Here is a 24,563-nt window from a genome sequence, read left to right as displayed (position 1 = left end):
TAATGACGGGAAAAAAAATGCAACGGGGTTTTCGTTTGGCGCTCTGCGCGGCGGCGATCGGCGCCTGTATGAGCAGCGCCATGGCGGCGCAGGTTCCCCCGGGCACCGCGCTGGCGGACAAACAGGAAATCGTGCGCCACATTAAAGACGAACCGGCCTCGCTCGATCCGATCAAAGCGGTTGGCTTGCCGGAGGCTCAGCTGGCGCGCGATCTGTTCGAAGGGCTGGTCAATCAGGACGCCAACGGCAAAGTGATCCCCGGCGTCGCCACCCGCTGGCAGACCAGCGACAATCAGACTTATATTTTCCATCTGCGTAAAGACGCGCGTTGGTCAAACGGTGACCCTGTCACGGCAAAAGACTTCGTTTACAGCTGGCAGCGGCTGGTAGAACCGAAAAATCTGTCGCCGTTCGCCTGGTTCGCGCAGCTGGCGGGGATCCAGAACGCCGAGCAGATCATCAACGGCAAACTGCCGGCCGATCGCTTGGGCGTATCGGCGCCGGATGACTACACGCTCAAGGTGCAGTTGGACAAGCCGGTGCCGTACTTCGTCAGCCTGACGGCCAACTTCAGCCTGTTCCCGGTGAACAAGGCGGTGGTGGAAAAATACGGCAATGACTGGACCAAGGTCGGCAATCTGGTGGGCAACGGCGCGTTCAAACTGCAGGAGCGGGTGGTGAACGAGAAGCTGGTGCTGACGCCTAATGACCATTACTGGGATCATGCGCGCACCGTGCTGACCAAAGTGACCTTCGTGCCGATCAACCAGGAATCCAACGCCACCAAGCGTTACCTGGCGGGTGACATCGACATCACCGAATCCTTCCCGAAAAACATGTATCAGAAGCTGCTGAAAGACATCCCGGGGCAGGTGTACACCCCGGATCAGCTCGGCACCTATTATTACGCGTTCAACACCCAGCGTGCGCCGACCAACGACGTGCGGGTGCGTCAGGCCTTGTCCTACGCCATCGATCGCAAGATTATCGCGGAGAAAGTGTTGGGCACCGGTGAAAAACCGGCTTATCACTTCACGCCGGACGTCACCGCCGGGTTCAAACCCGAGGCGAGTTTGCTGCAACAGCAGCCGCAGGCGGAGCTGGATGCGCAGGCCAAGGCATTGCTGCAGGCGGCCGGTTACGGCCCGAACAACCCGCTGAAGCTGACGCTGCTGTATAACACTTCCGAGAGCCACCAGAAAATCGCCATCGCCGTGGCCTCGATGTGGAAGAAAAAGCTGGGGATTGACGTCAAGTTGCAAAACCAAGAGTGGAAAACTTACATCGACAGCCGCAATACCGGCAATTTCGATGTGATCCGCGCCTCCTGGGTGGGTGACTATAACGAGGCGTCGACCTTCCTGTCGCTGCTGACCTCCACCCACAGCGGCAATATCGCCAAGTTCAAGAACGCAGACTACGACAAGCTGCTGGCGCAGGCGGGGCGGGAAACCAACCCGGCGGCGGTGACTGCCGATTACAACAAGATGGAACAGATCATTGCCGATCAGGCGCCAATCGCGCCGATATACCAATACACCAACGGCCGCCTGATCAAACCGTGGGTAAAAGGCTACCCGATCACCAATCCGGAAGACGTGGCCTATAGCCAAACGATGTATATCATCAAACACTGAGTGGGCTTATTTATCGCCCCCGCGCAATGCGGGGGCGTTATTTTCTCGACGGCGAAACCACGAGGCTAATTAATTTTTCCACGCGATAAACCCCGTTTAATAATAAACAGGGTTGCCATCATCACATTAATATTGTCTATTTCAGAGAGCGGTTACGCTTACAGACAGTCCCGCATGGCGTCCACCACTACGCGGCCACTCATATCGGTCTGAGTAATGCGGTAGCTGGTGGGATAAGAACGACGGGTACTGAAACGATCGTGGACGGAGACCTTGCCAATCTGCAGGCCGGCGGCGTTTTTCACCACAAACTCACTGATCTCTTCCTGGCCCTGGTTTTGCAAATGGATATTGCTGATTTTTTCCAGCGTATCGCTGGCGTTTATTTTTAAATGGTCGCGTAACATAACTACCTCCTCGTAGTGAGAAAAGTATATGCCCCTAAAATTTGCGCTGAAACAGCTTTGTGTTGATTTATTATTATCATTTTGAATTAAAATTGATAGCAATATGTTAAGTCATAATAATAACGGCATTACCAGCGCTTTATCGGCGATATTGTCTGATTTATCGGCAATGGTTTATTTCAATGCCGTTATTATTAGTCTGCATTAATGGAGAACAGCGCTTGCCTGGCCGCCGGCGCGGGAAAGACGCAGGCGACGTTGTGTCCGCAGCCGGGAACGAGGGTTAACCGATGCGGCTTCTCCGGCGCCAGATAGCGCCGGTCATAGTCGGCATAGGCCAGGGCGCGCTGCAACCGGTAGGGGCCCTGCAGCTGGGCGGCGCAGGATTTGTCGAGTATCCGATAGTAGGCCCCTGGCGCGGTGCCGGTATCACCGTCTGCGGCCAGGTAGGTGATATCCGCCGCCGCATAGCGCCGGCGTGCTGCGTCGGCGGTGCGCTGCAGGTGAGCGGGAAGCGCTTCCGGACCATATTTCCACTGGTTAGCCTGCGGGCACTGGCCGGCGTCCAGCGTTTGCCAGCGGAAGCGACAGGTTTTTTCACTGCCACAGCGCTCCGGGTGAAGGGGCTGGGGACGCAGGTTGTCAAAATAGAGCCAGCTGCCCGGATCGGCGACGACATAGCGCAGACGCACTCCGTCCGGCGGGTTGGCGAAGCCGACATAATGCTGCACGAATTGGGCGCCGGCGGAGAAACCGGCGACGGTGATCGACTGCAACGACGGCCAGCGCCGTTTCAGATCGGCCAGCAGGTTATCCATGGCGTTGAACGAGCCGGTTTTCCCGCCATTATCCAAACTGCCTTCGATCCAGGAGCCGCAGCGCCACAGGGCGTCCCCCTCTTGCGGCGCCGGTAGCCCGGCGGAACGGCAGCGGGCGGCGAGCGTCTCCGGCACCTGGAACAGCGGGGCGACCAGCAAGCTGTTGTCTCCCGCTCCCTGCGCGGCGTCGATCGCCGCTTGCAATGTCTTGGCGACATCGCGCGGGTGGCCGTGCATCACCACCAGCGCGGTGCGCGGCTGGGGGGAGTGAGCGTGCGCGAGAAAATAAGGCAGTGAACCCGCCGCCGTCGGCGCGTGATAGGGTGTGGCGAGGCGTTCTAACACCGGCTCTGCACGAGCCGATTGGCCGAACAGCAGCAGGGCGGCCATTGCGATGCAGCGCAGGCGGCGCATTCTCGTCAGGTTCGGCGCAGCGCAGCGCGCAATTGTCTCAGGACTTCCCGGCATCGTTGTTCCTCACGCGCTCGTTGATAGTAGCGATAAAAGGCGCGTTCCGAACTGAGGTTGCCCGCGCGTGCCAGCTGCCTGAAGGTCAGGTATGCCAGGCTGAACATAATGATAATAAATAATAAACCGGGGAACAGCAGCTGCCAGCCGTCGGTGATGCGCGCATTAGGCAGATAGCGGAGTGAATAGGGCGTAATCAATACCCCTAACTGCTGCAGCCCCCATTGAGTCAACGCAGGGAACAGCACCAGCAACGTAACGAACACCAAATACAGCAAGAAATAGCGACAGGAAAGCAAGAAACGCTTGAACGCGTTATTGGCGCTTGGCCGCAAAACGAAGCCTGCGGGCGTGGCGCGCAAGATTTGCTGACGGCCACCGGTGAAACGATAGCGTTCCAGCGCCGCTACGCTATCCGGCAATGCCAGCAGCAGCTGCAGCGCAACAAGGCCGGCGCTGCGGTTGCCGATATAGTCGCGAAACCGCAACAGACGTATGGGGGCGCTTTGGGGCTTCTCGACGGATTCGAGCAGGTTTAACAGCTTATCGTGGTTTTCCCGCCGAATGCGAAAAGGCGTTTTGACCACGGCGATAAACAGCGTAATGACGGTCGGTAGGACGATTTTCAAGATATCTGCGGTGCTGATTTGTAACATGCGAGTTTCCTCTCGGGCTGTCTTGCGTTCCTGGCAGCAGAAGTATAGACCACGCTTATGGGACAACATGAAAACTGGCGTTACAGCTTGGTCTTTGATCTCCAAGGCGATAACGCTAGACTCAGCAACATAAGCAAGACTGAGGGGATAAATGAATGGATGTGATTGAGGGGAGCGAGCTGCAGGTCGCCGACGCGGTTTACGCCTACCAGCTGGATGGCAAGGGCGGCGTCACGCCGATCGAGCGGGATGACAAGATCACCTGCGACGCGCCTTGCTGGCTGCATCTTGATTACGCGCACCCGGCCAGCGCCGAATGGCTGAGCACCACGCCGCTGCTGCCGGACTCGGTGCGCGAAGCGCTCTCCGGCGAAAGCTCACGGCCGCGCGTCAGCCGCCAGGGCGAAGGCACCATGATCACGCTGCGCAGCATCAACTTTAACGCCAACTCACGGCCGGACCAGTTGGTCACCATTCGCGTGTACATCACCGATAAACTGATTATCTCCACGCGGCACCGCAAGGTGTATTCCATCGATCAGGTGGTGAACGATTTGCAAAGCGGCGCCGGGCCGACCAACAGCGGCAACTGGCTGGTGGAGATTTCCGATGCGTTGACCGATCACACCAGCGAATTCATTGAGGATCTGCACGACAAGATTATCGATCTGGAGGACGCCTTGCTGGAACAGCAGGTGCCGGAGCGTGGCCAGCTGGCGTTGATCCGTAAACAGCTTATCGTGCTGCGCCGTTACATGGCGCCGCAGCGTGACGTTTTCGCACGGCTGGCCAGCGACCGCCTGCCGTGGATGAGCGACGACGATCGCCGCCGCATGCAGGACATCGCGGATCGCCTGGGGCGCGGGTTGGACGATCTGGACGGCAGCATCGCGCGCACCGCCATCTTGTCCGACGAAATTACCACGGTGATGGCCGACGCGATGAACCGCCGCACTTACACCATGTCGCTGTTGGCGATGGTATTTCTGCCGACCACCTTCCTGACCGGGCTGTTTGGCGTCAACCTTGGCGGCATACCGGGCGGCGGCAACCCCTTCGGTTTCGCGGCATTTTGCCTGATGCTGGTCGGGTTGGTGCTTGGCGTCGCCTGGTGGCTGAAGCGGAGCCGCTGGCTGTAGGCGAAAATGACGAAAACCCGGTTAACATTGAGCAAAATCAACATTTAGCCGGGGGAAATGGGGCATGATCTCTCTCGCAGGTGAATGCAACGTCAAGCGATGGGCGTTGCGCTCCATAATTGTCTTACTTTCTTATTTTTGAATTACTGCATAGCACATTTGATTCGTACAATGCCGGTTTAATCACCGGCATTTTTTTATTCGATTTCTCTCTTCCTCAGGCCGCGCTTTCATCCCAGAAGCTGGCTTCAATCTTGTGCCCATCCAAATCGCGGACAAAGCAGCCGTAGTAAGCCTCACCGTAGTGCGGCCGCGAACCGGGCGCGCCTTCATCGACGGCGCCGGCCAGCAGCGCCTGGCGATGGAATTCATCCACCTGTTGCTTACTTGTGGCAAAAAAACCGACGTGCGTGCCGTTGCCGGGTGAAGCGGGCTGGCCGTCGATCGGCACCTGCAGCCAGAACTCCGGGTAGTCACGGCCATAACCGATCGCGCCGGGATGCTCCAGCACCCGTCGGCAACCCAAGGCGGCCAGCGTGCGATCGTAAAAGGCCGCGGCGGCCTCGAAATCGTTGGAGCCCAGCGAGACGTGGGACAGGCAGGGGGTGATATTCATTGCGCGATCTCCATATGACTGTATAAATAAACAGTATAGGGTAAAAACGGCACTGCCCAGTAAATTTTGCGCAAACTGTGAACAGGATCGAGATCGTCGAGAGAGGGAAAAGGTCGCCGCTCGCAGGGTGGCGAGCGGCGAGGGGACTTATTTGATTTCCAGCACGTCCAAACGCGCCGGCGTAGGCGCCGCGTCGTCCGAATCTTCCGGCTGCCAGCCGACCGGCTGCATCGGAATGTCTTCGCGATCGAAGGCCAAATCGCCGCCGTCCACCACCGCGCTGCCGTGGTGAATGCCTTTGAAATCGAATAGATTGATATCGCTCAGGTGCGAAGGCACCACGTTTTGCATGGCGCTGAACATGGTTTCCAGCCGGCCTGGGTAACGTTTGTCCCAGTCGCGCAGCATGTCGCCGATCACCTGGCGCTGCAAATTAGGCTGAGAGCCGCACAGATTGCATGGAATGATCGGGAACGCTTTGGCGATCGAGAAACGCTCGATGTCTTTCTCGCGGCAATAGGCCAGCGGGCGAATGACCACGTGCTTGCCGTCGTCGCTCATCAGTTTGGGCGGCATGCCTTTCATCTTGCCGCCGTAGAACATGTTGAGGAACAGCGTCTGCAGAATATCGTCGCGGTGGTGGCCCAGCGCGATCTTGGTGGCGCCCAGTTCGGTGGCGGTGCGATACAGAATGCCGCGGCGCAGGCGCGAGCACAGTGAACAGGTGGTTTTGCCTTCCGGGATCTTGTCTTTAACGATGCTGTAGGTGTTTTCTTCGACGATCTTGTACTCCACCTCCAAGCCTTCCAGGTAAGCAGGCAGAATATGCTCAGGGAAGCCGGGCTGTTTCTGGTCGAGATTCACCGCCACCAGCGAGAAATTGATCGGCGCGCTCTGCTGCAGATTGCGCAGGATCTCCAGCATGGTGTAGCTGTCTTTGCCGCCGGACAGACAGACCATGATGCGGTCGCCTTCTTCAATCATATTGAAATCGGCGATCGCTTCGCCCACGTTGCGGCGCAGGCGCTTTTGCAATTTGTTCAGGTTGTACTGCTCTTTTTGGCTAACGGATTGCTTTTCTGACATTTAAATCGTGCTCATTCTCAATGGGGGGCACTAGGGGCATGGCGTTGTAGACCGCGAGTTTACCATTCAACCGGCCGATTTTGATCATTATTCATCATCCAGCTTCCACGCGCCCGACGCGAGGCCTGTATGGTACGGATTGCGCGCAGGAATGCCAGCAGGTTTTATTGCTACGCCTTACGTCAACGGTAAAAGATCAGGGCGCGAATCGCTCGCGCCCTGAGGGAGGTTACTCAGCGGCGGACTTTTCCGCCTTGCCGGCCAGCAGGCTGAGGAAATCGTATTTCTCCTTCAGCTCTTTCTCGGCGGCCTGATACAGCGCGCTGGCCACCTCCGGCTGCTGCGCGTTCAGGCGGCGGAAACGCTGTTCTTTCAGCAACGTTTCCGACAGGTTGCTGTTCGGCGGCCGCGAATCCAGCGCCAACGCGGCCTTGCCCTCGGCGCTGCGGCGCGGATCGAAGCGGTACAGCGGCCAGAAGCCGGTGGCGGTCAGCTGTTTCATCTGATCGTGGCTGAGCGCCAGATCGTAGCCGTGCTCTTCGCATGGGCTGTAGGCGATGATCAGCGACGGCCCCGGATAGGCCTCGGCCTCCTGAATCGCTTTCACCGTCTGGTTGAGCTGCGCCCCCAGCGAGATCTGCGCGACGTAGACATGGCCGTACATCATCATGCTGACGCCCAGATCCTTGCGCGCCTTGCGCTTGCCGTGCTCGCCGAATTTGGTCACCGCGCCGAGCGGCGTGGCCTTCGACTGCTGGCCGCCGGTGTTGGAGTAGCACTGGGTGTCGAGCACCAGCACGTTGACGTTCTCCGTCAGGCTGAGGACGTGATCCAAACCGCCGAAGCCGATGTCGTAGGCCCAGCCGTCACCGCCGATCAGCCAGATGGATTTATCCACCAGATAGTCGGCGTCGGTCGCCAGCTGGCGCGCATCTTCACCTTCAATACTCGCCAGCAGCGCGCGCAGTTCGGCGATTTGCTTGCGGCGCGGCTCCGGCGCCACGTCTTCCATCTGCAGGGCATTGACCAACTGCTCCGGCAGCTGCGGCGCCAGCGAATTCAGCAGGCGCAGTACCCGCGCGCGATGTTGATCGACCGTCAAACGGAAGCCCAGGCCGAATTCGGCGTTGTCTTCGAACAGCGAGTTGGCCCATGCCGGCCCGCGCCCTTCGGCGTTGGTGGTGTACGGCGTGGTCGGCAGGTTGCCGCCGTAGATCGACGAACAGCCGGTGGCGTTGGCGATCAGCAATCGGTCGCCATAGAGCTGGGTCAACAGCTTGATGTACGGCGTTTCGCCGCAGCCGGAGCAGGCGCCGGAGTACTCGAACAGCGGCGTGATCAGCTGCGAGGTGCGAATGTCGATGCGTTCCAGCTGCGCCGTATCGATTTCCGGCAGCTGCAGGAAGAAATCGTAGTTGTCTTTTTCCGCCGTCAGATTATCGAGGCGTGAGGCCATATTGATGGCCTTGATCTCCGGGTTCTGGCGATCTTTCGCCGGGCAGACCTCGACGCACAGGTTACAGCCGGTGCAATCCTCCGGCGCCACTTGCAGCACGTATTTTCGCCCGCGCATATCGCGCGCTTTGACATCCAGCGACTGCAGGGAGGCGGGGGCGTGTTCCATCTCCGCCGGCTGCACGACCTTGGCGCGAATGGCGGAGTGCGGACAGGCGGCGACGCAATGGTTGCACTGGGTGCACAGGTCGGGCTGCCAGACCGGGATCGCTTCGGCGATGTTGCGCTTTTCCCACTGGGTGGTGCCCACCGGCCAGGTGCCGTCCGGCGGGAAGGCGGAAACCGGCAGCGCATCGCCCAGTCCGGCCAGCATCGCGGCGGTAACGGTTTTGACGAAGTCAGGCGCGGCGTCCGAGACCACCGGCGGGCGCATCGGGCTGCTGTCGTCGACCGGCTGCAGCGGGATTTCAATCAGCGCGCCGCGGGTGGCGCCCAGCGCCTGCCAGTTGCGCTCGACGATCTCCTGGCCTTTGCTGCTGTAGCTGCGGGCGATGGCGTCCTGCAGCTGTTGCAGCGCCACGTCGCTCGGCAGGATCTGCGTCAGATGGAAAAACGCCATCTGCATGACGGTGTTGATGCGCGCGCCGAGCCGGCATTCACGCGCCAGCTTGGCGGCGTTGATGATGTAGAAACGCGCCTGGCGTTGATGCAACAGCGCCTGTACCTCCTGCGGCAGCCGCGACCAGACTTCGTCGGCGCCGTAAGGGGTATTGAGCAGGAAGGTGCCGCCGGGTTTGAGGCGCTCAACCATCTGGTACTTATCGATAAACTGCAGCTGGTGGCAGCCGACGAAATCCGCCTGGCTGACCAGATAGGCCGAATTGATCGGCTGCTCGCTGACGCGCAGGTGCGAGACCGTCAGGCCGCCGGCCTTTTTGGAGTCGTAGACGAAATAGCCCTGCGCATACAGCGGCGTGGCGTTGCCGATGATTTTGATGTTGTTCTTGGTGGCCGAGACCGAGCCGTCGCTGCCCAAACCGTAGAATAGCGCTTCCAGCGAGGCGCGCTGCGGCAGGATTTCGTCGCTCAGCTGCAGCGAAAGGCCGGTGACGTCATCGAAGATGCCGACGGTGAAGCGCGGGCGCGGCTGCGGCTGGGCCAGCTCGCGAAACACCGCCAGCGCGCAGTCCGGGCCGAACTCCTTCGACGACAGGCCGTAACGGCCGCCGATCACTCGCGGCAGCGTGGCGCGCTCGCCCCGGCTGTAGGCTTCCGCCAGCGCGGTCATCACGTCCAGATACAGCGGCTCGGCCAGCGCGCCCGGTTCTTTGGTGCGATCGAGCACCGCGACGCTGCGCACGCTGTCCGGCAGCGCGCCGAGCAGGTGTTTGGCGGAGAACGGCCGGAACAGCCGCACTTTCAGCACGCCGACTTTTTCGCCGCGGGTCAGCAGGGTGTCGATCACCTCTTCGCAGGTGCCGGCGGCGGAGCCCATCACCACCACCACGCGTTCGGCCTGCGGGTGGCCGTAATAGTCGAACGGCCGGTAGTGGCGGCCGGTGAGGGCGGCGAAGGCCTCCATGGCGTCGATCACGTGCTGGTCGGCGGCGTCATACCAAGGGTTGGTGGCCTCGCGCGACTGGAAATAGGTGTCAGGGTTGGCGGAAGTGCCGCGCACCACCGGATGATCCGGCGACAGCGCCCGGCGGCGGTGGGCGTCGATCGCCGCCTGCGGCAGCATGTGCCGCAACGTATCGTCGCTGAGCGGTACGATTTTATTGATCTCGTGCGAGGTGCGGAACCCGTCGAAAAAGTGGATGAACGGCAGGCGCGCGTTGAGGCTGGCGGTCTGCGAGATCAGCGCGAAATCCTGCGCTTCCTGCACGCTGCCGGCGCACAGCATGGCGCAGCCGGTCTGGCGCACCGCCATCACGTCAGAGTGATCGCCGAAGATTGACAGCGCGTGCGTGGCCACGGTGCGCGCGGCGACGTGCAGCACAAACGGCGTCAGCTCGCCGGCCAGTTTGTACAGCGTCGGGATCATCAGCAGCAGACCCTGCGATGAGGTGAACGAGGTGGACAGCGCGCCGGTCTGCAAGGCGCCGTGCACGGTGGCGATCGCGCCGCCCTCCGACTGCATTTCCACCACTCGCGGGATATCACCCCAGATGTTTTGCCGGCCATCGCCGGACCAGGCGTCCGCCTGCTCCGCCATGGTGGAACTTGGCGTGATAGGGTAGATGGCAATCACTTCGTTGGTGCGATAGGCCACGGAAGCGACTGCATTATTACCATCTGTAGTTATCATCGACATTACCTTTTCATTGCTCACAAAGCCGCGAAAGCGCACTTTCGCAGTAATGGAAAAAAGTCTAACAGAGGGTTTGAACGCGGCTTTATCGCGTTTGTGTGGCGGGCGATAAATCGGCAAGCGTATCCGGCATCGCTATTTGCATCGCCGGTTGAGGTCACTTCAATAAATTGTTTTCCCCGTTTAAAGACAATTTATTTCCGGCGCGTCATAATTGCGCATCGGTAAACTGACAGAAGAAAACCATGAGCGGATTTATGTATTTGACGATGGCGATAGTCGCGGAAGTGATCGCCACCACCATGTTGAAAGCCTCCGAGGGCTTTACCCGTCTGTGGCCGTCGCTGCTGGTGGTGCTGGGCTATGGCGTGGCGTTTTGGGGGCTGTCGATGGTGGTCAAGAGCATGCCGCTGGGTATTGTGTATGCGATTTGGTCGGGCATGGGGATCGTGCTGGTGTCGGTCGCGGCGGTATTCGTTTATCAGCAAAAATTGGATTGGCCGGCGATTGTCGGCATGGGATTAATTATTGCCGGCGTGCTGGTAATTAATTTACTGTCGAAAGCCTCTGTGCACTGAATGTTATTTTGATGTAAAAAAAGCCGGCGTGACAGCAAGTCGCGCCGGTTGAAGAATTCAGCCATCATTCACTGAAAATAGTGGAATGCTAATTAGTTAGCGCCGTCAGCATAGACGCAAATATCATCCTCTCCGGTAGCAAAAAATGCGCCGTCACGCCGAAAGCACGCGGGGTTAATTAATACCGATATCATGCGAAGAAACCCCGTCGCCGGCAACGGTGACGTTATCACTTTCTCTCTGCGGCCGGGGCGGGCGGTGGGGGCCGCTGTCACGTTTAACCTCCCGCAATGGGGGCGGAAATATTCTGCAAACAAAATAAATGTCCGGCCGGCGCAAAAAAACCACAAATAATGGCCGGAATATATTTTCATTATTTATATATCGAGCTAGATTAAACAAGTTTGCATCAAAGATAGCGAAACGTGTCCGCCAAGTGACGCGCGTTATCGGCAATGGCGATTTTACACAGCGCAGTTCCGGGTTCAGGAGTGGGATAATGACGACATCAAAATGGCTGCTTGCCAGCGCCGTGCTGCTTTTAGCCGCCTGCAGCAGCAACAACGAAGAGCCAGTACAGCAGGGCAACAGTGCCAGAATCAATACGTTGCAGACCAGCGCCGGTTGCGCGGCGGTCGGCGGCGTCACCACCATCGCGCACAACTTGAACGGTGAAGCGTTGCGCATGTGCCAGATGCCGAACGGCAAACAGTGTGAGGAACGCACGCTGGGCCTGGGCAGCTGCGCCGGGTAAGCCCACGGCGCCAGGCCTGGCGTCCAGAATCAATATACCCAGTCGCGCAGGGCATAAACCAGCGTGTGGCCGCTGCCGTTGAGCGTCAGCTGCTGCGCGCTCAGCGTCACTTCGGCGCCGTTTTCCAGCACGGTGCCGATCACCCGATCCCAGCGATTGCGCTGCTCATCAGGGCACAGCCTGCGCGTCGAGGCCAACGGTTTTACCGTCAGTACGCCGTCGCGTAATTGCCCCTGGCCGAAAAAGCGGTTGCACATCGCGCCGGACACATGCAGGTTCTCGCCGAACTCCAGATTGAGCAGGACGCCGCCCGTTGGGGATTTTGCCGCTTCGCCATCGACGCTCTGCAACACGAAATTATGATGCATCAGATCGCCGGGCGTAACGGTCGCGGGTGGTTTCATGCTGCATCCCCCCAAGACCAGCGCCGCAAGGGCGGCCATCGTTGTTCTCATCGTCGCGCTCTCAAATAAACAGGGCGCCGCAGGGGGCGCCCCGAAATGCCGTTCACGCGTTCAACTGGTTCGGGCAGGCTTCGCCGCGATCCAATTGGCTGATGTTCTGCAGCGTGGTTTGCGAAATGCTGGTCAGCGCCTCTTCGGTCAGGAAAGCCTGATGGCCGGTGAACAGCACGTTGTGGCAGGCCGACAGGCGGCGGAACACGTCATCCTGAATCACGTCGTTAGACTTGTCTTCAAAGAACAGATCGCGTTCGTTCTCGTAGACGTCCATCCCGAGAGCGCCGATTTTTTGCTGCTTCAACGCGTCGATGGCGGCGGTAGAGTCGATCAGCGCGCCGCGGCTGGTGTTGATCACCATTACGCCGTTTTTCATCATCGCGAAGGCGTCGGCATTCAGCAGATGGTGGTTTTCCGGCGTCAGCGGGCAGTGCAGGGTGATTACGTCGGATTGCGCGTACAGCGTTTTCAGGTCGACATACTCTGCGCCCAGTTCCAGCGCCTGTTCGCTGGGGAACGGATCGTAAGCCAGCAGCTTCATGCCGAAGCCTTTGAGAATGCGCATCGTCGCCACGCCGATTTTACCGGTGCCGATCACGCCGGCGGTGCGATTGTGCATGTTAAAGCCGATCAGCCCTTCGAGAGAGAAATTGGCGTCGCGGGTGCGTTGATATGCGCGGTGAATACGGCGGTTCAGGCACATCATCATGCCTACCGCGTGTTCCGCCACGGCTTCCGGCGAGTAGGCCGGCACGCGCACTACCTTGATGCCCAGCGCTTTGGCGGCGTCCAGATCGACGTTATTAAAACCGGCGCAGCGCAGGGCGAGAATTTCGACGCCCAGCGCCGCCAGTTCTTCGAGCACTTCACGGCTACCGTCGTCGTTGACGAAGATACACACCGCCTTGCAACCGGCGGCCGTTTTGGCGGTTTTTTTACTGAGTAAAAAGTCGAAGAATTCCAGCTCATAGCCAAACTGCTGATTCACCAGTTCGAGATATTTACGGTCATACTGTTTGGTGCTGTATATCGCCAATTTCATCGTGGTTTCTCCACCGTGATTTTGTGATCAATTTAACAGATTTTAGTAAATTCGACAATTGGTTAGCCACGCTGCAGGGCTGCTGTGGGCTGGCGGCGGTGAAGGGAAGGCGACGGTGAGGCGGGCGACAAAAAAATCCCCACGGGGGTGTGGGGAATGGCTTCTCTAGTACACAGTTAGCTAGCAGCTAAACTTTTATTAGAATGCTTGCAAGACTATTAATCATCAACGGTAACAACAATAACAAAAGTCTGAAAACTGTCCTATTTATGTGATGTATATGTAACGAAAATCTACAACTCCGCGCGCGCTTGCGCCAAAAGGGTGCAAATCGCCTCTGCGACCGCGCTCAGCTTCACCCTATGTCAAATTCGTGCCATCATTATTGTCAATTCAGGCATAGACTTAACCAATGCCTAACACAGGAACGAAGCAATCATTTAATGACCAGGCGATTGAAAGTATTCATAGGGACGGTGGCGGGCTGCGCAATCCTGGTGCTGGCGTTGTGGCAAACCTTGCCGCGCTGGCTGCCGGGGGTGTTATCGCATTGGTTGCCGGCGGGAAGCCGACTGGAGTTGCAGGGCAAATTGCATTGGCGCCAGGGCGGCCTGACGTTGGCGGGGGCGCGTTTCACCGCGCAAGATTGTCTGCTGGCCAGCGTCGGGCCGACGCGGCTGGCTTATCGGCAAGGCCGCTGGCAGCTGTCGAGCGATAAGGTCAGCGTCGATAGCGCCTGTTTGTCAAAACTGCCGGGCGGCGACGCCAACAGCGCGCCGCTTGCGCTCGATCAACTGCAGCGGCAGCTGCCGCCGCTGGATCTCACCATTCATGACCTCACGCTCATTCCCTGGCAGCGTTATGCCGGGAAGCTGCAGCTTTCCTCCGGCTCTGACGGGCAACGTCTGCATTATCGGGGGCCGAATCTCAGCGCCGAGGCGCAGCTGGATGAAAAACAACAGCTGACGTTGCACAGCCTGACCGTCATTCCGCCCAACAGCGCGCAACCGCTGCGCCTCGCCGGCAAGATAACCATTCCGCTGGATCTGGCCAGCCTGCCGACGCAGGGCGCGCTGCAGGGTGAAATGCAGACGGCCTATCTGGAAAAACCGGTTTTGCTGGATATGCGCTGGCAACAGCAGCAGGGCGTGTTGACGGTGAGCGAGAAAGGCGACGATCGGCCGCTGGCGGTGCTGCCGTGGGAAGTGACCCCGCAGCGGGTCAGCATCAAGCAGGGCGAGTGGCGTTGGCCCTACAGCGGACAGCCGTTGAACGGCGGCCTCAGCATCGCGCTGCACGACTGGAGCAAGGGACTGGATGAAACGGAGATCAGCGCGCGGCTGAACGTGATCACGGCCGGCCACAACGGCAAGGGCAATGCGGTGCTGACGCTTGGGCCGGGCAAGGTGGGGCTGACCGACAGCGATCTGCGGTTCCAACTGACCGGCCAGGCCAATCTGGCCGACTTCTCCGCTACCGCGTCGATCCCGGGCGTGCTCGGCGGCAGCATTCTCAACCCGACGCTGGTTCTGCAGCCGGGTTCGTTGCTGCGCCTGTGGGGCAAGGTGACGCCGGAAATGACGCTGGAAGAGGCGCGTTTGCCGCTGGCGGGCGTGAAGGTGACCGCCGCCGGTATTACCGGCCGCCTGCAGGCGATTTTGAGCGCCAGCGACAGTTACTGGGGCCGCTTCAAGCTGCATCTGGACGGCCAGGCGCAGGATTTCTGGCCGGACAAGGGCCACTGGCAATGGCGCTACTGGGGCAATGGCCGCTTGCCGCCGCTGCAGGCCGCCTGGGACGTGGCCGGCAGCGGCAGCTGGCGCGACAGCGAGTTGGTGCTCGATAAACTCTCCACCGGCTTCGATAAGTTGAAGTACGGCCTGGTGACGGTCGCCGCGCCGCGCTTGAGCCTCAACCAGCCGCTGCGCTGGCGGCGTGATGAACAAAGCCCGCAGTTCAACGGTGAGCTGCAGCTGGCGGCGGATAAGGTCAGCTTCAGCGATGGCGGTTATCTGCCGGCGCCGGTGCTGGCGCTGCAGGTGAACGGCCGTTCGCCGGACAGTTTCCAGATGCAGGGCAAGCTGCAGGCGCAACAGATCGGTCCGATCGCGCTGCGCGGCCGTTGGGACGGCGAACGTCTGCGCGGCGAAGGCTGGTGGCCGAAACAGTCGCTGAAGGTCTTCCAACCGCTGCTGGCGCCGGATCTCAATCTCACGCTGCGCGACGGCGAGTTTTACGCGCAGTCGGCGTTTTCCGCCGCCCGCGAACAAGGGTTCGAGGCCGGTGGCCACTGGGTGGTGAAAAACGGCGGCATGTGGCTGAAGGACGGGGAGATGAGCGGCCTGGATTTCATCCTGTCGTACCGGTTCAAGCAGCATCACTGGCAATTGGGAGCTAAACAGCCGGTATCGCTGCGCATCAAGTCTTTCACCAACCTGTTCGAGATGCAGAACATTTCCGCCGATTTGCAGGGCACCTATCCTTATAGCGAAGGGCAGCCGCTGACGTTGAGCAACGTCGGCGTGGACATGCTCAACGGGCATATCAGCCTGTCGGCGCTGCGGTTGCCGCAGCATGACGCCGCAGTGCTGAAGCTGGACAAGGTCGATCTCAGCGCGCTGTTTACCGCCCTGAAACCGAAGCAGTTCGCCATGTCCGGCCGTGTCGACGGCGAGTTGCCGCTGTTCCTGAACCATCCGAAGTGGCTGGTGCAAAACGGCTGGATCGCCAACGCCGGCACGTTGACGCTGCGCCTGGACAAAGACATGGCCGACGCCATCGGCAGCAACAACCTGGCGACCGGCGCGGCGATCGACTGGCTGCGCTACATGGAAATCAACCGTTCGCATGCCCGGGTCGATCTCGACAACCTGGGCGAGCTGACGCTGAGCGCGCGCATCGACGGCATCAACCCGCAGAAAAGCGCTAAGCGCGAGGTGATCCTGAACTATCGCCATCAGGAAAACGTGTTTCAGCTGTGGCGCAGTTTGCGCTTCGGCGACAATTTACAGGAGTGGCTGGAGCAGGCCCTCTCACAACCTGGGGAGCAACAATGAAAATCATGAGTGTGTCGACGCTGGCAGCGGTGCTGTGCGTTTCGCTGCTGAGCGGCTGCGTGCCGCGCATCGAGGTGGCGACGCCTAAGGATCCGATCACCATCAATATGAACGTCAAGATCGAACATGAAATTCATATCAAGGTGGATAAGGACGTCGAAAACCTGCTGAAAACCCAAAGCGGTCTGTTCTAGGAGCCGACATGAAAAAACGTTATTTGTGGCTGGCCGGCGCCGCCTGGCTGTTCAGCGGCCTGGCGATGGCGCTGACGCTGGATGAGGCGAAGCAGCAAGGGCGGGTGGGGGAAACCCTGAGCGGCTACATCGCGCCGGTGCAGCAGGACGCCGAAACTTTGGCGCTGGTGAAGCGCATCAACGCCGGCCGCGCCGAGAAGTATCAGGAAGTGGCGGACGGCAACCATATCGCCGTCGATGAAGTGGCGCGCATGGCCGGCCAGAAGCTGGTGACGCGGGCGCAGAGCGGCGAGTATGTGCGCGGCATCAACGGCCAGTGGCTGAAGAAGTAAAAAAAAGCGCGCCGTCTGGCGCGCTGAATGATACGGATAGATGATTATTATGAGGGTAGTGCAGGTTTGACAAGGCTTGCTTCTTGTCCGGCAGGGGCATGACACCCCTGCGCAGTCTCTTACGCGGCAACCACCTGAGACAGGGCCGCTTTGGCGTCTTCCTGTGCTTTGGTCGCCACTTCCGGACCGTAGGCGATGCCTTCCGCGAAGACGAACTCCACGTCGGTGATGCCGATGAAGCCCAGGAACAGACGCAGGTAAGGTTCCACCAGGTCGGTTGGGGTGCCTTTATGAATGCCGCCGCGGCTGGTCAGGATCACGGCGCGTTTGTTTTTCACCAGGCCTTCCGGACCGTTTTCGGTGTAACGGAAAGTCACGCCGGCGCGGGCGACCAGATCGAAATAGTTTTTCAGCTGGGTCGGGATGTTGAAGTTGTACATCGGTGCGGCGATCACGATGACGTCATTGGCCTTCAGCTCGGCGATCAGTTCGTCCGACAGGGCCAGCGCTTCTTGTTGACGCGGAGTCAACGGAGCATCGGAAGGACGCAGCGCGCCAACCAGCTCGCCGTCCAGCACCGGGATTGGCTGTGCGGCCAGATCGCGCACGGTGATGGTGTCGCCGCTGTGGGCGTTGCTCCATTGCTCTACGAAGAAATCGGCCAGTTGGTTAGACTGAGAGTAGGTCGCCAGGATGCTTGATTTCAGAACCAATACGTTGCTCATCGATAATTCCTTACATTGTGACAGTGACATCAGGACTCAGCGTCCCTTGCATGAACTACATGCTATTCACATTCCCCCAACAGTGATAGCGCAATATTTCGAGATCTTCGTTCGATTTTATTGAATGACATGCCGAGGCGTTACTCGCGAAAGTAGGGGGAAAAAGCCGTTTGTGATAGGCTGTGCGGCTAAAGCAAAAAAATCGCTAAAAAAACATTAAACCGTTGCTAAGCCTGGTCTTGGCCGCGATGAAACAAGGAACACCGAACGTGAAATCTCCGCTCGAGGCACTGCCGGCCCAACTGGGCGAGCTGATGCTCCGCGATCAACAACGCCTGCGTCGTCGCCTGCAGGGCGCACGAAAAATCAAAAATCCCGATGCCCAGCTGGCGGTCGCCGCCGAAGTGGAAAGCGACATCGCGACGGCGCGGCAAAAAGTGCAGGCGCGCGCCGCGTCTTGCCCGCGCATTACCTATCCGGAAAGCCTGCCGGTCAGCCAGAAAAAGCAGGATATCTTAAACGCTGTCCGCGACCACCAGGTGGTGATCGTCGCCGGGGAGACAGGCTCGGGGAAAACCACCCAGTTGCCGAAGATCTGTCTGGAGCTGGGGCGTGGGGTGAAAGGGCTGATCGGCCATACCCAGCCGCGCCGCCTGGCGGCGCGCACCGTCGCCAACCGCATCGCCGACGAGCTGGAAACCCCGCTCGGCGGCAGCGTGGGCTACAAGGTGCGCTTCAACGATCAGGTAGGGGAAAACACCCTGGTCAAGTTGATGACCGACGGCATTTTGCTGGCGGAGATTCAGCAGGATCGCCTGCTGATGCAGTACGACACGCTGATCATCGATGAAGCGCACGAGCGCAGCCTGAATATCGACTTTATTCTTGGTTACCTGCGCGAACTGCTGCCGAAGCGCCCGGATCTCAAGGTGATCATCACCTCGGCGACCATCGATCCTCAGCGTTTCTCGCGCCATTTCAACAATGCGCCGATCATCGAGGTTTCCGGCCGCACCTACCCGGTGGAGGTGCGCTACCGCCCGGTGGTCGACGACGGCGACGATACCGATCGCGACCAGCTGCAGGCGATTTTCGATGCGGTAGATGAGCTTGGGCGTGAGGGGCCGGGCGACATTCTGATCTTCATGAGCGGCGAGCGTGAGATCCGCGATACCGCCGACGCTTTGAACCGCCTCAATTTGCCGCACACCGAGGTGCTGCCGCTGTATGCGCGCCTGTCGAACAGCGAGCAGAACCGGGTGTTCCAGTCGCACCACGGCCGCCGCATCGTGCTGGCCACCAACGTGGCGGAAACCTCGCTGACGGTGCCGGGCATCAAATACGTCATCGATCCGGGCACCGCGCGCATCAGCCGCTACAGCTTCCGCACCAAGGTGCAGCGCCTGCCGATCGAGCCGGTGTCACAGGCCTCCGCCAATCAGCGTAAAGGGCGCTGCGGCCGCGTGTCGGAGGGGGTGTGCATCCGTCTGTACTCCGAACAGGATTTCCTCTCGCGGCCGGCGTTTACCGATCCGGAAATTCTGCGCACCAACCTGGCGTCGGTCATTCTGCAGATGACCTCGCTGGGGCTGGGCGACATCGCCGCGTTTCCGTTCGTCGAGGCGCCGGACAAACGCAACATTCAAGATGGCGTGCGCCTGCTGGAAGAGCTGGGGGCGATCACCACCGCCGATAACGGCCACTATCAGCTGACGCCGCAGGGCCGGCAGCTGGCGCAGTTGCCGATCGACCCGCGTCTGGCGCGCATGGTGCTGGAAGCGCAGAAGAGCGGCAGCGTGCGCGAGGTGATGATCATCACCGCCGCGCTGTCGATTCAGGATCCGCGTGAGCGCCCGATGGACAAGCAGCAGGCCTCGGATGAAAAACACCGCCGCTTCGCCGACAAAGACTCGGACTTCCTGGCGTTCGTCAACCTGTGGGATTATCTGCAGGAGCAGCAAAAGGCGAACTCCTCCAGCCAGTTCCGCCGGCTGTGCCGCAACGATTTTCTCAACTACCTGCGGGTGCGCGAGTGGCAGGATATCTATACCCAGCTGCGCCAGGTGGTGAAAGAGCTGGGGCTGCCGATCAACAGCACGCCTTCCGACTACCGCAGCGTCCACACCGCGCTGCTGACCGGCCTGTTGTCGCACATCGGCCAGAAGGATGCGGACAAGCAGGAATACACCGGCGCGCGCAACGCCCGCTTCTCGATCTTCCCCGGCTCCGGCCTGTTCAAGAAGCCGCCGAAGTGGACCATGGTGGCCGAACTGGTGGAAACCAGCCGCCTGTGGGGGCGCATCGCCGCGCGCATCGAACCGGAATGGATCGAGCCGCTGGCTCAGCACCTGGTGAAACACAGCTACAGCGAACCGCACTGGTCGAAGTCGCAGGGGGCGGTGATGGCCAGCGAAAAGGTCACGTTGTTCGGTCTGCCGATCGTCGCGGCGCGCCAGGTCAATTACGGCGCCATCGATCCGCTGCTGTGCCGCGAGCTGTTTATCCGCCATGCGCTGGTGGAGGGCGACTGGCAGACGCGCCATGCTTTCTTCCGCGATAACCAAAAGCTGCGCGCCGAAGTGGAAGAGCTGGAGCATAAATCGCGCCGCCGCGACATTCTGGTGGACGACGAAACGCTGTTCGGCTTCTACGATCGCCGCATCCCCAACAACGTGGTGTCTGGCCGTCATTTCGACAGCTGGTGGAAGACCGCCGCCAAACAGCAGCCCGACCTGCTGAACTTCGAAAAAGAGATGCTGATCAAGGATGGCGCCAACAAGATCAGCGCGCTGGATTACCCGAACTTCTGGCATCAGGGCAACCTCAAACTGCGGCTGAGCTATCAGTTCGAACCAGGGACCGACGCCGACGGCGTGACGGTGCACATCCCGCTGCCGATCCTCAATCAGGTGGAGGAGCAGGGCTTCGAATGGCAGATCCCCGGCATCCGCCGTGAGCTGGTGATCGCGCTGATCAAATCGTTGCCGAAACCGGTGCGTCGCAACTTCGTGCCGGCGCCGAACTACGCCGAAGCGTTCCTTGGCCGCGTAACGGCGCTGGAATTGCCGCTGCTTGACGCGCTGGAGCGCGAGCTGCGGCGCATGACCGGCGTGACCGTGTCACGTGATGACTGGCAGTGGGATCAGGTGCCCGATCACCTGAAAATGACTTTCCGCGTGGTGGGCGAGAAAAACCAGACGCTGCGCGAAGGCAAAGATCTGGCCGCCCTGCGCCTGCAGTTGAAAGAGAAGGTGCAGGAGACGCTGTCGGCGGTGGCCGATGACGGACTGGAGCAGAGCAACCTGCATGTCTGGAGCTTTGGCCAATTGCCGGCGTTCTACGAGCAGAAGCGCGGCGGCTATTCGATGAAGGCCTATCCGGCGCTGGTGGATGAAAAGGACAGCGTGGCGATCCGCCTGTTCGACAGCGAAAGCGAACAGCAACAGGCGATGTGGCAGGGCACGCGCCGCCTGCTGTTGTTGAATATTCCTTCGCCGATCAAATACCTGCATGAAAAACTGCCGAACAAAGCCAAGCTGGGGCTCTATTTCAACCCGTACGGCAAGGTGCTGGAGCTGATCGACGACTGCATATCGTGCGGCATCGACAAGCTGATCGCCGAACACGGCGGCCCGGTTTGGCAGGAGGAAGACTTTGCACGGTTGCAGGAGCAGATCCGCGCCGAGCTGAACGACACGGTCGTTGAGGTGGCCAAGCAGGTTGAACAGATCCTGACGGCGGTCTTCAACATCAACAAACGGCTGAAAGGCCGGGTGGACATGTCGTTGGCGCTGGCGCTGTCGGACATCAAGACCCAGCTCGGCGGGCTGGTCTACCGCGGCTTCGTCACCGGCAACGGATGGAAACGGCTGCCGGACACGCTGCGCTACCTGCAGGCGATCGAACGCCGATTGGAGAAACTGGCTATCGATCCGCACCGCGATCGCGCGCAGATGCTGCGGGTGGAGCAGGTGCAGCAGGCGTGGCAGCAGTGGCTGAACAAGCTGCCGCCGAAGCGACAGCAGGAGGAAGAGGTGAAAGCGGTGCGCTGGATGATTGAAGAACTGCGCGTCAGCCTGTTCGCGCAGCAGCTGGGCACACCTTACCCGATCTCCGACAAGCGCATTCTGCAAACCATCGAACAGCTTTCGGGCTAAGCTCAGGCGCGCCGGCCGGCAAACGGCCGGCGCAGCGCAAGTTGAAATTCAGGGAACAGAGAAACAGCAACGGCGCTTGATGCGCCGTTGCGAGAGCTACTTGCCTGCCGCCAGGGCGTCCAGCGCCTCGCGGATGCCGGGCACCGCCAGAGCGCGGTTATCGGCGCGGTAACGATCTTTCGCCGCCGGCGCCGAACTCTGGATGGCGATCAGCTGCCAGCCGTCGGCGGTTTTCAGCAGCAGCGGTGAGCCGCTGTCGCCGGGCAGGGTATCACACTGGTGCGACAGCACCCCTTGCTGGGCCCAGCCGGTCACCTTGCAGTTTTGGTGGCTGTAGAGGTCATCAAGATGGTCCTCCGGGTAGCCCGCCTGGGTGATCAGCCGTTTGGCCTGTTTCAGGGCCTGAGTCAACGCCTTGCTGTCGCCTTGCCACAGCGGCAGCGGGGCGATCGGCAGCGGCGTTTTGTCTTTCAGCCGGATCAGCGCAAAGTCATAAGCGGCGGCGGCGGGCGGCACGATCCAGCCGTCGCCGTCCGCTTTCAGCTTTTTGCCCAGTTTGCTGTCGACCAGGGTTTCAATATTGTCGGTTTGATACTGCCATGATTTATCGCCCGCCACGAAGCGCAGGGCGACGGCTTTATCCAATTGTCCCGGCGGCGCCAGCACGCAATGGCCGGCGGTCAGCGCCAGGTGTGGGGAGATCAGCGTGGCGGTACACAGATTGCCGCTGGCGGTTTCGACCTGGCCGATGGCTTGCCACGGCTGGGCGGCGGTATCCGTGACCTTGATTCGTTCATCTTTGCCGAAAAACAGACGCGTTTGCTCGGCCTTGGACGGGCCGTCGGCGCGTGCCGCCTGGGAGGCGATGAGCGGGAGTGAGCACAGCAACAGTAAAACGGATATGCGCATAGATCTCTTGCCTGACAAATACGGATCATCCATAAACACACTGAATGCTAACTATAGACTGATTTAGCAGCCATGTGGATGGGCAATAACTGATTTTTCAATAATTTCCCGCCGGCGAGGCGACAGGCTACAGATAAAAAAAGACGGCGATCAGTCCACAGAGGATCAGGGCGGTCAGAATGATCTCGAACAGGTAGCGGCGCAGCATCAATGAGAACCCCCCGGATGAAAAAACACCCGGTGAACCGGGTGTCGTGCACGTCAAGCCTGAAGCGGTGAGGGGAACCTCACGACATTACGCTTTTTTGTGGCTGGCTTTCTTGTGGTGCTTTTTAGCCGCCTGGGCTTTTTGCGCCGGGGCTTTTTTGCCGGCTTTCTTGTGATGCTTTTTGGCCGCCTGAGCTTTCTGTACCGGGGCTTTCTTGCCGTGGTGTTTCACCTGAGCTTTAGCCGGCGCAGCGGTGGCGGTGGTTGCGGTAGCCGCAGGCGCGGTAGTGGTGGCAGCCTCGGCAGCGAAAGCCACGGAAGACAGACCCATTGCAGCGGCAACAACCAGAGCTAATACTTTTTTCATCGCAGAATCCTCAACATGACTTTTGGGTATCAACCCCACTGCGGGGCCGTTGAGATGATAGTAGGCAAACGGCGTCCGGCTTTCCGTGAGTGATTGGTTTCGGCTTGTAACCTAATGTACAGGGCGGCGGCGGCAGGAGGGATTGCTGCTATAATGACCGTCAGGCTCGATAAAAGGGATTTAAAATGAACGAGATAACGGTTCGTTGTGGCGTGACGGAACAGGGTGAGGTGCCGCTGGCCTATGAAGACTGGGGCGATGAGGCGCATCCGCCGCTGTTGTTAATCATGGGCATCGGCGCGCAGCTTTTGCTGTGGCCTGACGATTTCTGCCGCGCTCTGGTCGCCAAGGGATTTCGGGTGATCCGCTACGACAACCGCGACGTCGGCCTTTCCGGTAAAACGCGAGCGCAGCGCAAGACGCCGCTGTGGCTGTTGATGTTGCGTGCCCAGCTTGGCTGGCAAACGCCGGTGCCTTATACCCTGGCGGATATGGCGACGGACGCGGCGCATCTGCTCGATCATTTACGCATTCCTCAGGCTCATGTCCTTGGCGCCTCGATGGGGGGGATGATCGCCCAGGTGTTGGCCGCCGAATACCCGCAGCGCGTCGCCTCGTTATGCATCTTGTTTTCCAGCACCAATCAACCGCTGTTACCGCCGCCGGCGCCTTCGCTGCTGTGGTTGCTGGTGCGCCGGCCTGCCGCCGATATGACGCTTCAGCAGCGCCAGGAAGGGATGAAGGCCTTTCTGCGCGCGCTTGGCACCGCGACTTATCCGCCGGAGGAGGCGGAGCTGGATGCCCTGGTGAAGCGGCTACTGAAGCGGGGCGTGGATCCGGAGGGCATGCAGCGGCAACTTTCCGCGCTGCTCGGCAGCGGCGATCTGCGGCGTTACAGTCGGCGCATCGCCGCGCCGACGCTGGTGATTCACGGCGATCGCGATCGGCTGGTGCGCAAGGCCGGCGGGGTGGCGATCGCTCGGGCCGTCGCCAACGCCAGATTGCAGATTATGCCGGGCATGGGGCATGATCTGCCCGCCGCGTTGAGACCACAACTGGTGACGATGATCGCCCGTCATGCGCTGGGATGAGAGACAGATAGGGGCGCGGCTGTTTATGATTTTAGTTACAACATACTATTGGTGAGTAGCAACCCGCCACCCTGTAGCCAAGGCGTTGCCGGCAAGGAAA

General features: G+C 59.9%; 20 protein-coding genes. 9 read left to right on the top strand and 11 right to left on the bottom strand.

What is annotated here, in order from left to right:
* Positions 1-2: 2 nt before the first annotated feature.
* Positions 3-1,637 carry an ABC transporter substrate-binding protein gene (locus tag H7A77_RS17395; RefSeq protein ID WP_182074452.1) on the top strand — a complete coding sequence of 545 codons (1,635 nt, stop codon included), beginning with the start codon at positions 3-5 and terminating at the stop codon, positions 1,635-1,637.
* 158 nt (positions 1,638-1,795) lie between these two features.
* On the opposite strand, the gene H7A77_RS17390 is transcribed toward H7A77_RS17395, so the two are convergent.
* The 3 genes from H7A77_RS17390 to H7A77_RS17380 all read right to left on the bottom strand — a co-directional run bounded on the left by H7A77_RS17390 (position 1,796) and on the right by H7A77_RS17380 (position 4,091).
* On the bottom strand, positions 1,796-2,044 hold the full coding sequence (locus tag H7A77_RS17390; protein ID WP_004930507.1) for a hypothetical protein: 249 nt from the start codon (positions 2,042-2,044) through the stop codon (positions 1,796-1,798).
* A 194-nt stretch (positions 2,045-2,238) separates the two neighbouring features.
* Positions 2,239-3,330 (bottom strand): hypothetical protein, encoded by a 1,092-nt coding sequence (locus H7A77_RS17385; RefSeq protein ID WP_182074451.1) that lies wholly within the window; start codon positions 3,328-3,330, stop codon positions 2,239-2,241.
* Positions 3,282-4,091: a hypothetical protein gene (locus tag H7A77_RS17380; protein ID WP_223524914.1), complete on the bottom strand. Its 810-nt coding sequence runs from the start codon at positions 4,089-4,091 to the stop codon at positions 3,282-3,284. The genes H7A77_RS17385 and H7A77_RS17380 overlap by 49 nt, the downstream gene beginning before the upstream one ends.
* 50 nt (positions 4,092-4,141) lie before the next feature.
* Here H7A77_RS17380 and zntB point away from each other — a divergent pair, with 50 nt between their 5' ends.
* Positions 4,142-5,125: a zinc transporter ZntB gene (gene zntB / locus H7A77_RS17375; protein WP_033643224.1), complete on the top strand. Its 984-nt coding sequence runs from the start codon at positions 4,142-4,144 to the stop codon at positions 5,123-5,125.
* A gap of 217 nt (positions 5,126-5,342) precedes the next feature.
* Here the strand turns inward: zntB and H7A77_RS17370 are convergent, their stop codons facing one another.
* The 3 genes from H7A77_RS17370 to nifJ form a co-directional block, all read right to left on the bottom strand.
* Positions 5,343-5,741 carry a VOC family protein gene (locus tag H7A77_RS17370; RefSeq protein ID WP_099785770.1) on the bottom strand — a complete coding sequence of 133 codons (399 nt, stop codon included), beginning with the start codon at positions 5,739-5,741 and terminating at the stop codon, positions 5,343-5,345.
* Positions 5,742-5,888: 147 nt separating this feature from the next.
* On the bottom strand, positions 5,889-6,827 hold the full coding sequence (gene ttcA, locus H7A77_RS17365; RefSeq protein ID WP_182074450.1) for a tRNA 2-thiocytidine(32) synthetase TtcA: 939 nt from the start codon (positions 6,825-6,827) through the stop codon (positions 5,889-5,891).
* 229 nt (positions 6,828-7,056) lie between these two features.
* The gene (gene nifJ / locus H7A77_RS17360; protein ID WP_182074449.1) at positions 7,057-10,590 is read right to left on the bottom strand and encodes a pyruvate:ferredoxin (flavodoxin) oxidoreductase; all 3,534 of its coding nucleotides are present in this window, start codon (positions 10,588-10,590) and stop codon (positions 7,057-7,059) included.
* A gap of 248 nt (positions 10,591-10,838) precedes the next feature.
* On the opposite strand from nifJ, the gene ssmE reads away from it, so the two are divergent.
* Both ssmE and H7A77_RS17350 read left to right on the top strand, forming a co-directional pair.
* A complete protein-coding gene (gene ssmE, locus H7A77_RS17355) occupies positions 10,839-11,171 on the top strand; it encodes a multidrug efflux SMR transporter SsmE (RefSeq protein ID WP_033632935.1) in 333 nt (110 codons plus the stop codon).
* Positions 11,172-11,670: 499 nt separating this feature from the next.
* The gene (locus H7A77_RS17350; RefSeq protein WP_015377999.1) at positions 11,671-11,925 is read left to right on the top strand and encodes a DUF333 domain-containing protein; all 255 of its coding nucleotides are present in this window, start codon (positions 11,671-11,673) and stop codon (positions 11,923-11,925) included.
* 29 nt (positions 11,926-11,954) lie between these two features.
* Here H7A77_RS17350 and hslJ read toward each other — a convergent pair whose 3' ends face one another.
* Together hslJ and H7A77_RS17340 are read right to left on the bottom strand one after the other, a co-directional pair.
* Complete coding sequence (gene hslJ, locus H7A77_RS17345; protein ID WP_033643221.1) at positions 11,955-12,380, bottom strand: heat shock protein HslJ; 426 nt, start codon at positions 12,378-12,380, stop codon at positions 11,955-11,957.
* 52 nt (positions 12,381-12,432) lie between these two features.
* On the bottom strand, positions 12,433-13,425 hold the full coding sequence (locus H7A77_RS17340) for a 2-hydroxyacid dehydrogenase (RefSeq protein ID WP_033650287.1): 993 nt from the start codon (positions 13,423-13,425) through the stop codon (positions 12,433-12,435).
* 443 nt (positions 13,426-13,868) lie between these two features.
* Between H7A77_RS17340 and H7A77_RS17335 the strand changes: the two genes are divergently transcribed.
* The 3 genes from H7A77_RS17335 to H7A77_RS17325 are packed head-to-tail and all read left to right on the top strand — an operon-like array spanning position 13,869 to position 17,007.
* Complete coding sequence (locus H7A77_RS17335; RefSeq protein ID WP_046687126.1) at positions 13,869-16,481, top strand: YdbH family protein; 2,613 nt, start codon at positions 13,869-13,871, stop codon at positions 16,479-16,481.
* A complete protein-coding gene (locus H7A77_RS17330; protein WP_025302979.1) occupies positions 16,478-16,675 on the top strand; it encodes a YnbE family lipoprotein in 198 nt (65 codons plus the stop codon). Before H7A77_RS17335 ends, H7A77_RS17330 begins: the two co-directional genes overlap by 4 nt.
* A gap of 8 nt (positions 16,676-16,683) precedes the next feature.
* Positions 16,684-17,007, top strand: coding sequence for a YdbL family protein (locus H7A77_RS17325; RefSeq protein ID WP_033643218.1), 324 nt, complete (start codon positions 16,684-16,686; stop codon positions 17,005-17,007).
* 119 nt (positions 17,008-17,126) lie between these two features.
* On the opposite strand, the gene azoR is transcribed toward H7A77_RS17325, so the two are convergent.
* Positions 17,127-17,732, bottom strand: a complete 606-nt coding sequence (gene azoR / locus H7A77_RS17320) for an FMN-dependent NADH-azoreductase (RefSeq protein WP_182074448.1) — start codon at positions 17,730-17,732, stop codon at positions 17,127-17,129.
* 269 nt (positions 17,733-18,001) lie between these two features.
* On the opposite strand from azoR, the gene hrpA reads away from it, so the two are divergent.
* The gene (hrpA, locus tag H7A77_RS17315) at positions 18,002-21,889 is read left to right on the top strand and encodes an ATP-dependent RNA helicase HrpA (RefSeq protein ID WP_182074447.1); all 3,888 of its coding nucleotides are present in this window, start codon (positions 18,002-18,004) and stop codon (positions 21,887-21,889) included.
* A gap of 96 nt (positions 21,890-21,985) precedes the next feature.
* On the opposite strand, the gene H7A77_RS17310 is transcribed toward hrpA, so the two are convergent.
* A complete protein-coding gene (locus tag H7A77_RS17310) occupies positions 21,986-22,798 on the bottom strand; it encodes a serine protease (protein WP_046687125.1) in 813 nt (270 codons plus the stop codon).
* Positions 22,799-23,093: 295 nt separating this feature from the next.
* Positions 23,094-23,372 (bottom strand): acid resistance repetitive basic protein Asr, encoded by a 279-nt coding sequence (asr, locus tag H7A77_RS17305; protein WP_033643216.1) that lies wholly within the window; start codon positions 23,370-23,372, stop codon positions 23,094-23,096.
* Between the two features lie 185 nt (positions 23,373-23,557).
* Here asr and H7A77_RS17300 point away from each other — a divergent pair, with 185 nt between their 5' ends.
* A complete protein-coding gene (locus tag H7A77_RS17300; protein WP_089194808.1) occupies positions 23,558-24,463 on the top strand; it encodes an alpha/beta fold hydrolase in 906 nt (301 codons plus the stop codon).
* The last annotated feature ends 100 nt before the right edge of the window (positions 24,464-24,563 follow it).

Source organism: Serratia sp. ME47, from assembly GCF_903970925.1.
Lineage (GTDB): Bacteria > Pseudomonadota > Gammaproteobacteria > Enterobacterales > Enterobacteriaceae > Serratia > Serratia ureilytica.
The sequence above is the reverse complement of the archived record's forward strand: the minus strand, read 5'-3'. Positions and strand labels throughout refer to the sequence as shown.

What these genes read in the sequence shown, in the direction of transcription:
- H7A77_RS17395 (WP_182074452.1), top strand. Translation starts at nt 3, where the DNA reads ATGACGGGAAAAAAAATGCAACGGGGTTTTCGTTTGGCGCTCTGCGCG.
- H7A77_RS17390 (WP_004930507.1), bottom strand. Translation starts at nt 2,044, where the DNA reads ATGTTACGCGACCATTTAAAAATAAACGCCAGCGATACGCTGGAAAAA.
- H7A77_RS17385 (WP_182074451.1), bottom strand. Translation starts at nt 3,330, where the DNA reads ATGCCGGGAAGTCCTGAGACAATTGCGCGCTGCGCTGCGCCGAACCTG.
- zntB (WP_033643224.1), top strand. Translation starts at nt 4,142, where the DNA reads ATGGATGTGATTGAGGGGAGCGAGCTGCAGGTCGCCGACGCGGTTTAC.
- H7A77_RS17370 (WP_099785770.1), bottom strand. Translation starts at nt 5,741, where the DNA reads ATGAATATCACCCCCTGCCTGTCCCACGTCTCGCTGGGCTCCAACGAT.
- ttcA (WP_182074450.1), bottom strand. Translation starts at nt 6,827, where the DNA reads ATGTCAGAAAAGCAATCCGTTAGCCAAAAAGAGCAGTACAACCTGAAC.
- nifJ (WP_182074449.1), bottom strand. Translation starts at nt 10,590, where the DNA reads ATGATAACTACAGATGGTAATAATGCAGTCGCTTCCGTGGCCTATCGC.
- ssmE (WP_033632935.1), top strand. Translation starts at nt 10,839, where the DNA reads ATGAGCGGATTTATGTATTTGACGATGGCGATAGTCGCGGAAGTGATC.
- H7A77_RS17350 (WP_015377999.1), top strand. Translation starts at nt 11,671, where the DNA reads ATGACGACATCAAAATGGCTGCTTGCCAGCGCCGTGCTGCTTTTAGCC.
- hslJ (WP_033643221.1), bottom strand. Translation starts at nt 12,380, where the DNA reads ATGAGAACAACGATGGCCGCCCTTGCGGCGCTGGTCTTGGGGGGATGC.
- H7A77_RS17340 (WP_033650287.1), bottom strand. Translation starts at nt 13,425, where the DNA reads ATGAAATTGGCGATATACAGCACCAAACAGTATGACCGTAAATATCTC.
- H7A77_RS17335 (WP_046687126.1), top strand. Translation starts at nt 13,869, where the DNA reads ATGACCAGGCGATTGAAAGTATTCATAGGGACGGTGGCGGGCTGCGCA.
- H7A77_RS17330 (WP_025302979.1), top strand. Translation starts at nt 16,478, where the DNA reads ATGAAAATCATGAGTGTGTCGACGCTGGCAGCGGTGCTGTGCGTTTCG.
- H7A77_RS17325 (WP_033643218.1), top strand. Translation starts at nt 16,684, where the DNA reads ATGAAAAAACGTTATTTGTGGCTGGCCGGCGCCGCCTGGCTGTTCAGC.
- azoR (WP_182074448.1), bottom strand. Translation starts at nt 17,732, where the DNA reads ATGAGCAACGTATTGGTTCTGAAATCAAGCATCCTGGCGACCTACTCT.
- H7A77_RS17310 (WP_046687125.1), bottom strand. Translation starts at nt 22,798, where the DNA reads ATGCGCATATCCGTTTTACTGTTGCTGTGCTCACTCCCGCTCATCGCC.
- asr (WP_033643216.1), bottom strand. Translation starts at nt 23,372, where the DNA reads ATGAAAAAAGTATTAGCTCTGGTTGTTGCCGCTGCAATGGGTCTGTCT.
- H7A77_RS17300 (WP_089194808.1), top strand. Translation starts at nt 23,558, where the DNA reads ATGAACGAGATAACGGTTCGTTGTGGCGTGACGGAACAGGGTGAGGTG.